Annotated in this window: 15 protein-coding genes; 6 read left to right on the top strand and 9 right to left on the bottom strand. The window is 71.7% G+C overall.

The features are described 5' to 3' along the window. Positions 1-17 precede the first annotated feature (17 nt). A complete protein-coding gene (locus ACFWFZ_RS26145; RefSeq protein WP_387125410.1) occupies positions 18-677 on the bottom strand; it encodes a CBS domain-containing protein in 660 nt (219 codons plus the stop codon). A gap of 259 nt (positions 678-936) precedes the next feature. Between ACFWFZ_RS26145 and ACFWFZ_RS26140 the strand changes: the two genes are divergently transcribed. Genes ACFWFZ_RS26140 through ACFWFZ_RS26125 form a run of 4 tightly spaced genes read left to right on the top strand, consistent with a single transcriptional unit; the run spans position 937 to position 5,558 of the window. Further along, positions 937-1,845: a universal stress protein gene (locus ACFWFZ_RS26140; RefSeq protein WP_387125409.1), complete on the top strand. Its 909-nt coding sequence runs from the start codon at positions 937-939 to the stop codon at positions 1,843-1,845. Next, positions 1,842-2,705: a universal stress protein gene (locus tag ACFWFZ_RS26135; RefSeq protein WP_387125408.1), complete on the top strand. Its 864-nt coding sequence runs from the start codon at positions 1,842-1,844 to the stop codon at positions 2,703-2,705. The genes ACFWFZ_RS26140 and ACFWFZ_RS26135 overlap by 4 nt, the downstream gene beginning before the upstream one ends. 7 nt (positions 2,706-2,712) lie before the next feature. After that, positions 2,713-5,292, top strand: coding sequence for a cation-translocating P-type ATPase (locus ACFWFZ_RS26130; protein ID WP_387125407.1), 2,580 nt, complete (start codon positions 2,713-2,715; stop codon positions 5,290-5,292). A gap of 2 nt (positions 5,293-5,294) precedes the next feature. Continuing rightward, positions 5,295-5,558: a DUF1918 domain-containing protein gene (locus ACFWFZ_RS26125; protein WP_387125406.1), complete on the top strand. Its 264-nt coding sequence runs from the start codon at positions 5,295-5,297 to the stop codon at positions 5,556-5,558. A 230-nt stretch (positions 5,559-5,788) separates the two neighbouring features. Here the strand turns inward: ACFWFZ_RS26125 and ACFWFZ_RS26120 are convergent, their stop codons facing one another. Further along, complete coding sequence (locus ACFWFZ_RS26120) at positions 5,789-6,253, bottom strand: Crp/Fnr family transcriptional regulator (protein WP_387125405.1); 465 nt, start codon at positions 6,251-6,253, stop codon at positions 5,789-5,791. Between the two features lie 321 nt (positions 6,254-6,574). Here ACFWFZ_RS26120 and ACFWFZ_RS26115 point away from each other — a divergent pair, with 321 nt between their 5' ends. Then, positions 6,575-7,033 carry an Hsp20/alpha crystallin family protein gene (locus ACFWFZ_RS26115; RefSeq protein WP_387125404.1) on the top strand — a complete coding sequence of 153 codons (459 nt, stop codon included), beginning with the start codon at positions 6,575-6,577 and terminating at the stop codon, positions 7,031-7,033. Beyond that, positions 7,030-7,533, top strand: coding sequence for a flavodoxin domain-containing protein (locus ACFWFZ_RS26110; RefSeq protein WP_387125403.1), 504 nt, complete (start codon positions 7,030-7,032; stop codon positions 7,531-7,533). Before ACFWFZ_RS26115 ends, ACFWFZ_RS26110 begins: the two co-directional genes overlap by 4 nt. Before the next feature lie 182 nt (positions 7,534-7,715). Here the strand turns inward: ACFWFZ_RS26110 and ACFWFZ_RS26105 are convergent, their stop codons facing one another. The 7 genes from ACFWFZ_RS26105 to pdhA form a co-directional block, all read right to left on the bottom strand. Continuing rightward, a complete protein-coding gene (locus ACFWFZ_RS26105) occupies positions 7,716-8,207 on the bottom strand; it encodes a CBS domain-containing protein (RefSeq protein ID WP_387125402.1) in 492 nt (163 codons plus the stop codon). 19 nt (positions 8,208-8,226) lie between these two features. Continuing rightward, entirely contained in the window at positions 8,227-8,886 is a 660-nt protein-coding gene (locus ACFWFZ_RS26100) for a CBS domain-containing protein (RefSeq protein ID WP_387125401.1), read from the bottom strand. A gap of 37 nt (positions 8,887-8,923) precedes the next feature. Next, entirely contained in the window at positions 8,924-9,526 is a 603-nt protein-coding gene (locus ACFWFZ_RS26095; protein WP_387125400.1) for a CBS domain-containing protein, read from the bottom strand. A 108-nt stretch (positions 9,527-9,634) separates the two neighbouring features. Next, complete coding sequence (locus tag ACFWFZ_RS26090; RefSeq protein ID WP_387125399.1) at positions 9,635-9,901, bottom strand: acyl carrier protein; 267 nt, start codon at positions 9,899-9,901, stop codon at positions 9,635-9,637. Further along, positions 9,898-11,208, bottom strand: coding sequence for a dihydrolipoamide acetyltransferase family protein (locus tag ACFWFZ_RS26085; protein ID WP_387125398.1), 1,311 nt, complete (start codon positions 11,206-11,208; stop codon positions 9,898-9,900). The genes ACFWFZ_RS26090 and ACFWFZ_RS26085 overlap by 4 nt, the downstream gene beginning before the upstream one ends. A 1-nt stretch (position 11,209) precedes the next feature. After that, entirely contained in the window at positions 11,210-12,217 is a 1,008-nt protein-coding gene (locus ACFWFZ_RS26080) for an alpha-ketoacid dehydrogenase subunit beta (protein ID WP_387125397.1), read from the bottom strand. Next, entirely contained in the window at positions 12,214-13,272 is a 1,059-nt protein-coding gene (gene pdhA, locus ACFWFZ_RS26075) for a pyruvate dehydrogenase (acetyl-transferring) E1 component subunit alpha (RefSeq protein ID WP_387125396.1), read from the bottom strand. Before pdhA ends, ACFWFZ_RS26080 begins: the two co-directional genes overlap by 4 nt. Positions 13,273-13,278 lie beyond the last annotated feature (6 nt).

Raw genomic sequence — 13,278 nt, 5'->3', positions numbered from 1 at the left:
GTGGCGGGCCGGGTGGGTCACCACGGCATGACGCGGTGACCGGCGTGGGTGTTCGCCGGGTCGTCGCAGCGGGCGGTGATGCGCGGTGCGACGGCCACGACCCCGTCGATCCCTTCGACGAGGGCGAGGAGTACGGGGAGCTGACTTCGATGGTGCACGCTGCCCTCCAGGGTGACGATTCCGTCCACGACGTGCACTTCGACAGCTTCGGCCGAAAGGCCGGCGAGGTCCGCGAGTACGTCCTGGACGCGTCGGCGTATCTCCGCGTCCGGGCGCAGGAACGTACGGAGGAGGTCGCGCCGGGTGACGATGCCGACGAGGCGGTCCTCGACGTCGACGACGGGCAGCCTTTCGATGCCACGGCGCGTCATCAGCCGGGCGGCCTCCCTCGCCGTCTCCTCGGCCTGGACGGTGACGGCGGGGGAGGACATGAGGGAGCCCGCCGTGGGGGGCTGCGAGGGCGCGGCGGCCCGGGTGCCCGAGCCGGGGACCGGAGCACGGGGGGCGAGCAGGTCGGTCTGTGAGACGACGCCCACGACATGGTCCTCGTCGTCCAGAACGGGCAGGCCCGACACGTCGTACTGGGCGAGGAGCTTCGCCACGTCCTTGAACGGGGTTTCCGGCGTCACGGAAACGACCTCGCCGGTCATCAGGTCTGCCACCTTGATGTGCTTCATGAGGACCCTCCCGCGTTCCGGAGCGCGTACGGCCGAAGTCCTGTGGGTGTGCCTTCACCCTCCGCCGGAGCGGAGGGGGAAGCGAGGGCCGAACGGCCCCGTCCGAGGACCGGACGGGCCACTCGCCCCACCTGCCGGTCCGGCCGTCCGGCGATGGGGACCTTTGGTCCCCGAGGCGGTCCCGGGCGGCCCTCCTGCCAGGGCGCCGCGGCCGTCACCGTGGAGGGTGTCCCCATCGGCTTCTCGTTCGGGAGTGACCGTGGAAAGCACAGTTCGTACTCCGGGCACCAGCTCGGTCACCGTCGGTGTCGACGGTTCTGAGTCGGCGCGCCGCGCTGCGCTGTGGGCCGCGGCGGAGGCCGTGCGCCGAGGCCGCCCGCTCCACATCGTCCACGGCGCGGACACCGAGGGCAGGGCCTTGTACGCGTCCGCGGAGACCATCGAAACGGTCCGTGTCGCCGGCCGGGCGCTCCTGGACGACACGGCGAAGGCCGTGACCGCCGAGTACCCCGGTCTGGTCGTGACCACGGAGTTCAGCCGCTCGGACGCCATCACGAGCCTGCAGCGTGCCGCCGGCCTCTCCAGCACGCTCGTCGTCGGCAACCGCGGCCTGGGCGGCTTCGACTCGCTCATGCTCGGCTCCGTCGGACTGGGCATCGCAGCCGTCGCCCGCACCCCCGTCATAGTGGTCCGCGGCATCGACGAGGCGGAGGAGCGGGGGAGCGTCCTCGCCGCCGTCCGCGACGGACACGACCTGGTGTGCGCCCGCTACGCCGCCCACGAGGCCCGGTTGCGCAAGGCGTCCCTGCGGCTGCTGCACGTGTGGAACATCCTCCAGTCCGTCGGTAGCGTGGTACCCATGCTCGACGACGTCGACGCCATCAGCAGGGAGCACGAGGAGGCCGTGCGGGCGATCGCCGACACGATCCGTGCCGAGTTCCCGGACCTGACCGTCGACAGCGACGGGGAGAAGAGCTTCTCCACCGCCGGAGTCCTGGTCGAGGCGTCCCGGCACGCCGACCTCCTGGTCATGGGCGGCCGCCGCAACCCCACCCCGCTCGGGCTCTCGCGCCGTCTCGGCAGGGCCACGCACAGTCTGGTGCACCACGCACACTGCCCCGTCCTCCTCATCCCCCGGTTCGGCAGCGGCTCCGGGAGCGGGTCGTGACCGCGGCGCGGGAAGGTGCTCGCGGCATCGTCGTGGGAATCGACCCGGACAGGGACTGGCACCTTCCCCTGGCCTGGGCGGCCGACGAGGGATTGCGGCGTCGGCTTCCCCTCCGCCTCGTGCTGGCGGTCCCGCCCCAGCACGACACCCCGCACATCGACGACACCCCACGGCTGACCGCTCTGCGAGGAGCGGGTACCGAGAGGCTGGAGCAGGCCCGGGACTGGGTCCGGCAACGGCATCCCGAGCTGGTCGTGGCCACCGATCTGCGGGGTGGCTTTCCCGCCCCCGTCATAGCGGCCATGGGAGAGCAGGCCCGCATGGTCGTGCTCGGCTCCCGGCACCTGGGCCGCGTCGCGGAGGTACTCAGCGCCGGATCGCTCGTGCTCCCGGTGACGGCGCAGGCGTCCTGCCCCGTCGTCGTCGTGGGCGGCGCCGAGCACATCACGCAACGGCCGCTGTACATCGTCGTCGGCATCGACGGGAGCAGGGCCTCGGCCGCGGCCCTCGAATTCGCCTTCGACGAGGCAGACCTGCGCGGAGCGCGGGTACGGGCCATCTCGGTGTGGCAGCCGCCGGTCTTCCTGCTGCACGACGAGGAAGTCGCCCTCCAGGCGCAGCGAGCCGTGCTGGCCGAGACCACCGCCGGACTGTCCGGGAAGTATCCGGACGTGGTCCTCACACACGAGGTGCTGGTCGGCCATCCCGTCGAGGAACTGGCCCGGGCGGCCGAGCATGCTCTGGCCGTCGTCGTGGGCCGCCGCGGCCGAGGCGGCTACACCGGCATGCGGCTGGGATCCACGGTGCACGGTCTCCTGCACCGGGCGCACTGTCCGGTCGTCACCGTCCCCGACGGATGAGCCCGACATGACCAGCCGCACGACCGACGCACCGGCCCCGCGTGCCCCGGGCCACCCGGGGCTGACACAGGCCGAGGCCGAACGCCGGCTGGCCCGTCACGGCCGCAACGAGGTACCACCGCCCAGGCCGACACCCCTTCACCGCCGGGTGCTGGCCCAACTGCGAGATCCGCTGATCATGGTGCTGCTGGGTGCCGCCCTGCTCACCATCGCGATCGGAGACTACCCCGACGCGGTCGTGATCGGACTCGTGGTCGTCTTCAACACCACCGTGGGGGTCGCGCAAGAGGTCCGGACCGACCATGCCGTGGCCGCGCTCTCCGCCCTCTCGGCCCCCCACGCCCGTGTGCTGCGCGACGGCGTCCCACACGAGGTCCCCGCAGCACTCGTGGTGCCCGGGGACACCCTGCTGCTGGGCGAGGGCGACATCGTCGCCGCCGACGCCCGACTCGTCGAAGCATCCGCGCTCCTGATGGACGAGTCCATGCTCACCGGCGAGTCCGTGCCCAATGACAAGGCGCGGGGGGAACCGGTGTCCGCCGGCACCGTGGTCGTCCGCGGTCGCGCAACGGCCACCGCCACGGCCACCGGCCCGACGAGTGCGCTCGGCCGCATCGCCGCGCTGTTGGACGGCAACGGCCACGAACCGACCCCGCTGCAGCTCAGGCTGGCCTCGCTCGGCCGCGTACTCGCCGTCGTCACCATCACCCTGTGCGTGCTCTTCTTCGCCCTGGGGCTGGTTCGCGGCCTCGCACCGGACACGATGGCCGTCACCGCCATCAGCCTGGCCGTCGCGGCCGTGCCCGAGTCCCTTCCGGCCGTGGTCACCCTCGCCCTGGCCCTCGGCGCCCGCCGGATGGCCGCCAGAGGGGCCCTCGTCCGGCGCCTGCCGGCCGTCGAGACGCTGGGCTCGGTCAGCGTGCTGGCCACGGACAAGACCGGCACTCTCACCGAGGGCCGCATGGTCGTCCAGCACCTGTGGACCCCGTCCGGTTCCGCCGACGTATCGGGCAGCGGCTACAACCCCCACGGAGAACTGACCCGCGCCGGGCACCCCCTGACGCCTGAGCAGCTCCGCCCGATCCAGGAACTCCTCACCACGGCGGCGCTCTGCAACGACGCCGCCCTCAAGCCGTCGGGAACCGCACAGGACACCTGGGCCGCGGTGGGCGATCCCATGGAGGCGGCGCTGCTGGCCGCCGCCGCCAAGGCAGGCTGCCCCGACCCCGCGGAGCTGCACCGGGAATGCCCCCGGATCGCTGAAGCGCCGTTCGACAGCATGCGCAAGCGCATGACCACCCTGCACCACCTGCCCTACGGGAACGTGCTGGTCTGCCTCAAGGGAGCCCCCGAGGCCGTTCTCAACCCCTCCGTGCTCGACGAACCGTCCCGCCTCCTGGAACAGGCCCGTGAACAGGCCGCCGCGCTGGCTCGCGAAGGATTCCGCGTTCTGGCGGTGGCCGGCACCGAGCGGCTCTGGCAGCCCCTGCCCGCCACCGAAGCGGAGCGGGAACTGCGACTCCTGGGCCTGATCGCGATCAGCGACCCGCCCAAAGCCGCGGCGTCCGCGACCCTCGCGGCCTGCCGCGCGGCCGGCATCACACCCGTGATGATCACCGGTGACCATCCGGCGACGGCACGCGCCATTGCCGAGAGCACCGGCCTCGTCCGGGAGGGCGAGGCCGCCGAGATCCTCACCGGCGCCCAGCTGGCCGCCGCCCCCGACACCGACCTGACCGGCGTCCGGGTCTTCGCCCGCACCGACCCCCAGCAGAAGCTGGACATCGTGCACGCCTGGAGATCCCACGGTGCGGTCACCGCCATGACCGGGGACGGAGTCAACGACGGTCCCGCCCTCCACCAGGCCGACATCGGGGTCGCCATGGGCGCCCGTGGTACGGAGGTGGCCCGCCAGGCCGCCGATCTCGTCCTCACCGACGACGAACTCGCCACCGTGGTCACCGCCGTCGAGGAAGGACGCCGGGTGTACGACAACATCCGGCGCTTCCTCGTCTACGCCATGGCCGGCGGAGCCGCCGAAATCCTCGTGATGCTGATCGGCCCCCTGCTCGGCCTGCCCCTGCCGCTGCGCGCGGGGCAGATCCTGTGGATCAACCTCCTCACCCACGGCCTGACGGGCGTGGCCATGGGCGCGGAACCCGTCTCGCCGGGGGCCATGCGTCGGCCGCCGCGGCCTCCCGGCCAGCACATCCTCGCCGCGGGCGTGTGGCAGCGCCTCCTCGTCCTCGCCTGCGCCGTGACGGCGGTCAGCCTGCTTGCGGGCGCGGCCGCGCGCACACTGGACCTGCCCTGGCAGAGCGTGCTCTTCCTGGCCCTGCTCGCAGCCCAGCTCGGTGTGGCGCTCGGCCTGCGGGCCCGTCTGCTGACCAGGGCGAACCTCTTCCTTCCCGCCTCGGTGGCGGGATCCGCCCTGCTGGCGATGGCCGCCCTGTACGTGCCGTGGCTGCAATCGCTGCTGGACACCGAACCAGTGGGCTGGACCGGGGTCTGGCTCGCTTCGGCCGCCGCTCTCGCGGCATTCGCGGCCGCCCGGCTGTTGCGGGGCGCGTTTCGCAGAAAGGCATGATCATGAGCACGTTCGCACCGCACTACGGACCGGGCGTCCATGCCGAGGTCGGCGACCAGATCGTGGTGGGCGGACCGAGCGTCGGCAAGCCCGGCCGGGACGGCGAGGTCATCGCCCTGCACCACCCGGACGGCACTCCGCCGTACGACGTCCGCTGGTCCGACACCGGACGTACCACTGTCTTCTTCCCCGGCCCTGACGCCCACGTCAGGCACCTGCACGAGGGCCCGGGGCACTCCCCTGACGCAGGCGGGGCCGCGCGCTAGGGTCTGTATCGAGTTGCCCCGCGGCGTCGCGACGCCCGGCACGCACCCTCGGCGCACGAGCCACATGCCCTAGTAGCTCCGCTACGAGGACATCCGTCCCGCACGCCGAGGGCACGCACCGAACGCCGCTCCCTGCTCCACGGGGCAACTCGATACAGACCCTAGCCCGCACGCGCACGTGAGACCGCCTCCGGGCGGGGCCACGCCGGACCCCCGGTCATACGGGTGGCTTACAGGAAGCTTCCACTGCCGTACGGGGCGTACAGATCGAGCAGGCGGATCCGCGTGGCCTGCAGCCGGTGGGCGAGAACCTGCCCGACCCAGTGGCCGATGGCGGAACCGAAGACGGGATCGGTGTCCATCAGCATCCGGACGCGCGCGGCGTCGAACTCGTACGCGCGTACAGGAGTCATCGCGTCCGCGCCCAGACGCCAGGTGTAGGGCTTGAACAGCCATGAACAGCCGACGAGTTCACCGGAACCGAGGCTTTCGACGACCGCCGCGCGCCGACCGGGCACGTGGACGTCCAGGGTGACGGTGCCGGACCGGACGATCCAGAACCTGTCGGCGTGGCCGCCCTCGCGGAAGAGGCGCGTCCCTTCGTCGAAGTTGACCTCCTGGGCCATCTCCATCAGGCGGGTGCGACAGTCCGCGGGCAGCGCGGTGGCGATTCGGGTGGGTGACGGAGTGCTCATCGACGACCTCCTGATCCGAGTCCGCCTCCAGTCTCGGGGTCCCGCCCGGCCCGCGCATGGGCCCTGTGGTCCCCTCCCCGGCCCGAACGGCCCCTGCCCGGACCCGCACGGACGGACGGCGCCTTCGAGGTGGAGCGGATCGACGACGTCGCGGCGAAGGCGTGGAGAGTCCTGAGGACAGCCGCTCCACCCGCCGGCGGGGCCGAATGGTCCTGTCGCTGCCCCGACAGGCCCAAGCGGAATGTGCGGTCCCGGGGCGACCGTGATGACAGAACCTCACGAAGGCGCCGGATGACGGCGCCGCAGACCCAGGAGCATCCCATGACAGGCACGCAGATGGAGCGGAGGCGCAGCCTCTTCCCCGACCTCACCGACTGGTTCGGAGCCGACTTCCCGCGCTTGCCCATGTGGCGGTCGGCCTTCGGCACCCACACGATCGCGATCGAGGTGACCAGCAACGACGGCATGTACACGCTCCGCGCCGAACTGCCCGGAATGGACCCCGAGAAGGACATCGAGATCACGGTGGACGGCGACACCCTCACCGTGAGCGCCGAGCACACCGAGAGCACGGAGGAGAAGGACCACTCCGAATTCCGCTACGGGTTCTTCCGCCGCAGTGTCCGCCTTCCCGGCCGGATCCCGCCCGACGAGGTCGACGCCGCGTACAAGGACGGCATCCTGACGGTCCGCATCGCCATGGAGGCCGAGCCCCCCGCGGGCCGCCGCACCATCCCCGTCAAGCGCCCTCAGGACGAGCAGCAGGGCGAAGCGCCATGACCGGCAAGAGGGTGCTGGTCGCCTACGGAAGCAAGCACGGCGCGACCGCCGGGATCGCGTCGGAGATCGGCAGGACCCTCCGCGAGGACGGCTTCGACGCCGTCGTGCTCCCGGCGGACGACGTGGACGACGTCCGCGGCTTCGACGCCGTCGTCCTCGGCGGGTCCCTGTACGCCGGCCGGTGGAGCGGCAAGGCCCGGCACTGCGCGGAACGCAACGCGCACCACCTCAGGCACCGCCCTGTCTGGCTGTTCAGCAGCGGACCGGTCGACAGCTCTGCGGAGCGCCGGGACATCCCGCCCGTTCCGGCCGTGGCCGAGCAGATGGAACGGCTGGGCGCACGCGAGCACGCCACCTTCGGAGGCAGCATCACCACGAGCACACCGGGCTTTCTCGCGAAGGCACTGGTCCGCCACGGGAAAGGCGGCGATTTCCGCAACCCCGAGCGCATTCGGACGTGGGCCCACCACATCAGCAGTGAACTCGCCGAAGCCGCCTGAAAGGCAGCCCCGCCCCGCGGCGGGGCTGCTCCGTGCCCGATCGGGGAGGAAAGGGGCCATCGGGGAGGAAAGGGGGCCGTTCGGCCCTGGCGGACTGCTGCGGCCGGCGGTTTCATGGAAGTGGCGGAAGGGGTCCGAGGTTGAGGATGCGGAGAAGCGGCCGGCGGCCGTGCACCGCACGATCAGGATCCGCGAGAAGCGGGTGGACTCTTTCCGTCCACTGGTGCGCGCGGCCCGATCTCGTCCTGCGGCCCGGGGGGTTCGTCCAGCACGCTCCAGGCGATGGGGCCGAGCAGGTCGCCGACCCTTCGGAAGACGTCCATCAGGAGATCGTCCACCGTCAGCATGCCCACGAGATGCTGCCCGTCCAGGACCGGTAGGCGCCGGACGCCGCTGTTGCGGAACGTCCGGTACGCAGCGCTGATGTCCTCGTCGGCGCCGACGGTCACGGCCGGTGTGGTCATGATCTCCTGTACCGGATGTTCGAGGTCCAGGCCTTGGACCACCCCGCGCAGCACGATGTCACGGTCGGTGACGACACCCAGCAGTTCCTCGCCTTCCGCCACGGCGAGACAGCCGACGCCGTGCACGCCCATGTGCCGTGCCGCGTCCCTGATGGTCGTCGACCCGGTGACCCTCACCGCGGGCGTGGTCATGGCTTCCGACACGTTCATCGTTGGTCCCCTCCCCTTCTCAACGGCCTGTACCGGTGTCGTCCGTCTCCCACGCGAGGTGCGCGTCGACCCGGACGACGCCGTCCACCGTGCGGCAGAGGCGCTCCACGACCGGAACGAGACTTCGCAAGCGCACCACCCCGTGGAGGGTCACCCGCCCGTCCGCCACGTCGACGGACACGGACACGGGATCCAGGTGCAGGGTCCGGTCGAGGACCTCCCCGGTGATCTCGTGGCGGATGGCGTCGTCGTCGCGCAGGAAGACCCGCAGCAGGTCGCCGCGGGTCACGATGCCCACGAGGATGTCGGAGTCGTCGACGACCAGGAGCCGCTTGACCCGCTGGCTCTCCATGAGCCGGGCGGCCTCGGCCACGGTCCAGTCGGGCCGGGCGCAGACGGGCGGTGCCGACATCAGTTCCTCCGCGCTCGTGCCGGCCGCCTTGTCGCTCTCCCATCGTTCGGGGCGCGGCAGCGAGCCGTACCAATCGCCTTGGTCGGCGGACTTCGGGAGCAGGTCGCCCTCCGAGATCACGCCGAGAGGGCGTCCGCGGGTGTCGGTGACCGCCACGGCGGACACGTCGTGTTCGCCGAGTGTCCGCAGGATGTCCTTGAACGTGGCGTTGCGGGCGACCGTGACGACCTCACCGGTCATCAGCTCGCGCACTTCCCTGTGCCTCACCGGATCCTCCTTCGTAGTTGCCCGCCCGCCGTCGCGTTCAGGCCGTCACCTTCGAGTGCAGTCCTGACGAGACGTCCACGACCCCGGGCACCGAACGCGCGATGCGCGGCAGTACGCCGACCAGGGCCGGATCGGATACGTCGCCATCCAGCCGTACGACGCCGTGGTCGACGTGGATCCGCACGGTCGCCGTTCCCGAGGGAATCAGCCGCGTCATGAACAGCTCCCGCAGTTCTTCGGCGATGTCCTCGTCGGGGCGCAGATAGATCTTCAGCAGGTCGCCTCGACTGACGACGCCGACCAGCCGGCCGCCGCCGTCGACCACCGGCAGCCGTTTGAAGTGTCCCCGCGCCATCAGCCGGGCGGCGCCGGCGATCGAGGCGTCCTTGGGCACGGTCACCGGTGGAACGGTCATCAGCTGTGCTGCCGTCACGGTGTGCGATGCGTCGGTGCCCTCCGCCTTGGCCAGCAGGTCGGCCTCGGACACGACACCGGCCACACGGCCCTCGGGCGAGAGGACGGGCAGGGAGCCGAAGCCCCACCGCCGCATGGTCGCGACGATGTCGTGGACGGGCGCCGCGAGGTCGAGGGAGACGACGGCGTGCGTCATGACGTCGTTCACGGTGCGCATGTGCTTCATGGTGCCTCCAACCGCGGATCGCCCTTCCAGCCTGCTGTTCCACGCCTGCCTGAGGTAGGGCCGACCGGGCCCGTGTCGTGGGCTGACCAGCCGGTGCCCGCCGACCGTCTACGTGGCATCGGACGGTGCGCCTTCGGTGTGCTCGGCCACGTAGTCCGCGCATCCGCCGAGGGTGGTGAGCGCGGGGTAGTCCTGTTCCGGGAGGGCCAGCCCCGTACGCCCGCTGAGCGCCTCGACGAAGGAGAGGAAGTCCAGTGAGTCCATCTCCAGACCCTCGCGGAAGTTCTCGTCAGCCGACACCGCCGAAGGATCGGCGCCGGGGACGACCTCCTCGATCACGGCTTTGATCGTTTCGAGGGCCTCTTCGCGGGTCACAAGTCCTCCGGATGCTGGAGCAGGCGGTCGAGCGCGGTGAGGAAACGGGCACCGGTCGCGCCGTCGCTGGCCCGGTGGTCGGCGGACAGGGTGGCGGTGACGGTCGGGTGGAGGGCGATCATGCCGGCGACGGCTACGGGGCGCTCGGTCACCCGACCGAGGCCGACCATCGCCACCTGGGGCGGATAGATCACGCCGAACACCGACTCGACCCCCTGGTCTCCGAGGTTGGTCACCGTGAGCGTCGGGTCGGCGGTCTCCGAAGCACGGAGCCTGCCGTGGCGGGCCCGGGAGACGAGGTCCTTCAACGCTGCCATCACATCGGTGAGGGGCATGCGGTCGGCGTCGGCCAGCGCCGGAGCCACGAGGCCGCCTCCGCGCAGGGACACGGCGGTGCCGAGCCGGACACCGGCAGCCGCGACGAAGCGGCCGTCCGTCCAGTGGCCGTTCAGTTCGGGCACCTCGCGTGCGGCCAGTGCCACCGCCTTCAGCAGCAGCGCGGCCGGTACGAGGCGCTCGCCGACCGGCCGCGTGCTGTTCTGCCGACGCATCCACTCCAGCGCCGCGGCCAGGTCGACGGTGGTGGACAGGTAGTAATGCGGGATCTCGCGTTTGGCGCGGGACATCAGCCGGGCAATGGCGGCGCGGTCGCCGGCGGAGGAGGCTTTGCCCGAATCAGGGGGGGTGGGCGTGGCGGTGCGTCGAGGCCCGGCCGCTACGGCCGCTTCCGTCACGACCGCGGCGTGGCCGGTGCCGGTGCCGGTGCCGGATGCGGCCGCGGCACGGACGTCGTCCGCCTTGACCGCGCCGTTGCGGCCCGAGCCCCGGACGGTGGCGAGGTCGACGCCGAGAGAGTCCGCCAGGCGCCGCGCGAGGGGTGATGCCTTGATGCGGGAGGGTCCCGGATGAGCGGCCCGGGAGACGTCCGACCGCGTGATCCGGCCGCCGCGGCCGCTGCCCTGCAGAGCTTTGAGGTCCACGCCTTCCTCGGCCGCCTGGTGCCGGACGAGGGGGGTGGCCGTCCCCTCTTCGGCCGGGACGGCTCCGCGCGCGGCGGGGGGCGGTACCGGTGCGGTGGGGGAGATGACCGCCAGGGGCGTTCCCACGGGGACGGTCGCCCCGGGCTCGACCAGCAGCTCGGTCACCGTGCCGGACTCGAAGCACTCCACCTCGATCGTCGACTTGGCCGTCTCCACCACCGCGACGACGTCCCCGCGTGCGACCTCGGCTCCCTCGGCGGTCAGCCACTCGACCAGGGTCCCCTCGTCCATGTCGGCTCCGAGGGACGGCATGGTGAACTCGCCCACGTCAGGCCACCGCCTGCCGGACCGCTGCCACGATGGAGGCGACCTGCGGCAGAGCGGCTTCCTCCAGCTGTCGCGCGTAGGGGATCGGCACCTCCTGGCTGCAGACCCGCTGGACCGGTGCGTCGAGTTCGTAGAAGGAGCGCTCCGAGATGCGGGCCGCGACCTCCGCGGAGATGCTGCCGCTGCGCCAGGCCTCGTCCACGATCACGGCCCGGTGGGTCCGGGCGACGGACGCCAGTACCGTCGCGTCGTCCAGGGGGCGCAGGGACCGCAGGTCGACCACCTCGACGCCGATGCCGTCCTCGGCCAGGGTCTCGGCGGCGGCCATGGCCTTGGGCAGCGACCCCCCGTAGGTGATGACGGAGACGTCCGTGCCCGGCCGGCGTACCGCCGCGGAGTCCAGGCCGACGGAACCGACCGTACCGTCCAGCAGGCCCTCCTCGTTGTAGAGGCTGCCGTGTTCGAACATCACGACCGGGTCGGGGTCGTCGAGCGCCGCGGCCAGCATGTGCCGGGCGTCGTCCACGGTGGCGGGGGTGAGCACCCGGATGCCGGGGATGTGGGCGTACCAGCCTTCCAGACTGTGCGAGTGCTGGGCGGCGAGCTGGCGGCCCGCGCCGGTGGTCATGCGGATCACGATCGGTACGTTCAGCTGTCCGCCGGACATGTGCAGCAGCGTCGCCGCGTTGTTGAGGATCTGGTCGAGGGCGAGCAGGCTGAAATTGACGGTCATGATTTCGACGACCGGACGCAGCCCGCCCAGCGCGGCACCGATGCCCGCGCCGACGAAGGCGGACTCCGACAGGGGAGTGTCGCGGATCCGGTCGGGTCCGAACTCCTCCAGCAGGCCCAGGCTCACACCGAAGCAACCGCCGTACCGGCCCACGTCCTCACCCATGAGGAAGACCCGGTCGTCGGTCCGCAGCGCGTCCCGCAGCCCGTCGCGCAGCGCTTCCCGGTACGTCGTACGGGCCGTCGAGGCGGTACCCGCGGACCGGCGGGCGTTCACGGCGCACCCCCGGCAGGGCTCGTCACGAACCGCAACAGGTCCGTGACCGGTTCGTACGGGGCGGCCTCGGCGGCGCGGACGGACGCGTCGATCTCGGCGGTCACGTCCTCCTCCAGCCGCTTCCTCGCAAGGTCGCCCAGGCCTCCTTCGACACGCATCCGATCCTCCAGGCCGGCCAGCGGGTCCCGCGTCTTCCACCGCGCGATCTCGTCCTTGTCGCGATAACGGTCCGGGTCGTACATCGAATGGGCCCGGAAGCGGTACGTCCGTGCCTCCAGGAAGTGCGGACCGCCGCCCGCCCTGACGGATTCGGCAGCCTTCCGCGCGGTCGCCTCGACGGCAAGCACGTCCATGCCGTCGACCGTCCACGCGGGCATACCGTACGACGCGGCACGCATCGCGAGGTTCGTTTGGGCGTGTTCCCGCGCCAGACTGGTCCCCATGGCGTACAGGTTGTTCTCGCAGACCAGCAGCAGCGGCAGCTGCCACAGCGCGGCGAGGTTGGCCGTCTCGTGGAACTCTCCCTCCGCGTAGGCCCCGTCACCGAAGAAGCAGCAGGTCACCCGTTCGATGCCACGCATCCGGTCGGCGAGGGCCAGCCCGGCGGCCAGGGGCAGTCCCCCGGCGACGATCGCGTTGCCGCCGTAGAACCGCCGTCCGGCGTCGAACAGGTGCATCGACCCACCGCGCCCGCGACTGCACCCGGTGGCCTTGCCGAACATCTCGGCCATCACGGCACCGGCCGGCACGCCCCGGGCGAGGGCGTGGCCGTGCTCGCGGTAGGTGGAGACCACGGCGTCGTCATCGCGCAGCGCCTGCCCGACCCCCACGGCGACGGCTTCCTCGCCGATGTAGAGGTGCACGAAGCCGCGGATCTTCTCGGCGCTGTAGAGCTCGACACAGCGTTCTTCGAAGCGTCGGATCAGCAGCATCTGCCGGAGCAGTTCGAGCTGGTGGTCATGGCCGGGTCCCTGGCCTGCCGTTGGTGGCGCCGGAGTGGTTCGCCGGGCGGCGACGCGTTTCGCACCGGTGGCCCGCCGGGTGGTGGTGCTCATGGCCGT

Source organism: Streptomyces sp. NPDC060232 (assembly GCF_042726555.1).
GTDB lineage: Bacteria > Actinomycetota > Actinomycetes > Streptomycetales > Streptomycetaceae > Streptomyces.
This window is presented reverse-complemented; position numbering and strand designations above follow the sequence as displayed.

Excerpts from the sequence above, each read along its gene's own strand:
- ACFWFZ_RS26115 (WP_387125404.1), top strand. The coding sequence starts at position 6,575 with ATGACAGGCACGCAGATGGAGCGGAGGCGCAGCCTCTTCCCCGACCTC.
- pdhA (WP_387125396.1), bottom strand. The coding sequence starts at position 13,272 with ATGAGCACCACCACCCGGCGGGCCACCGGTGCGAAACGCGTCGCCGCC.
- ACFWFZ_RS26095 (WP_387125400.1), bottom strand. The coding sequence starts at position 9,526 with ATGAAGCACATGCGCACCGTGAACGACGTCATGACGCACGCCGTCGTC.
- ACFWFZ_RS26130 (WP_387125407.1), top strand. The coding sequence starts at position 2,713 with ATGACCAGCCGCACGACCGACGCACCGGCCCCGCGTGCCCCGGGCCAC.
- ACFWFZ_RS26105 (WP_387125402.1), bottom strand. The coding sequence starts at position 8,207 with ATGAACGTGTCGGAAGCCATGACCACGCCCGCGGTGAGGGTCACCGGG.
- ACFWFZ_RS26110 (WP_387125403.1), top strand. The coding sequence starts at position 7,030 with ATGACCGGCAAGAGGGTGCTGGTCGCCTACGGAAGCAAGCACGGCGCG.
- ACFWFZ_RS26120 (WP_387125405.1), bottom strand. The coding sequence starts at position 6,253 with ATGAGCACTCCGTCACCCACCCGAATCGCCACCGCGCTGCCCGCGGAC.
- ACFWFZ_RS26145 (WP_387125410.1), bottom strand. The coding sequence starts at position 677 with ATGAAGCACATCAAGGTGGCAGACCTGATGACCGGCGAGGTCGTTTCC.
- ACFWFZ_RS26125 (WP_387125406.1), top strand. The coding sequence starts at position 5,295 with ATGAGCACGTTCGCACCGCACTACGGACCGGGCGTCCATGCCGAGGTC.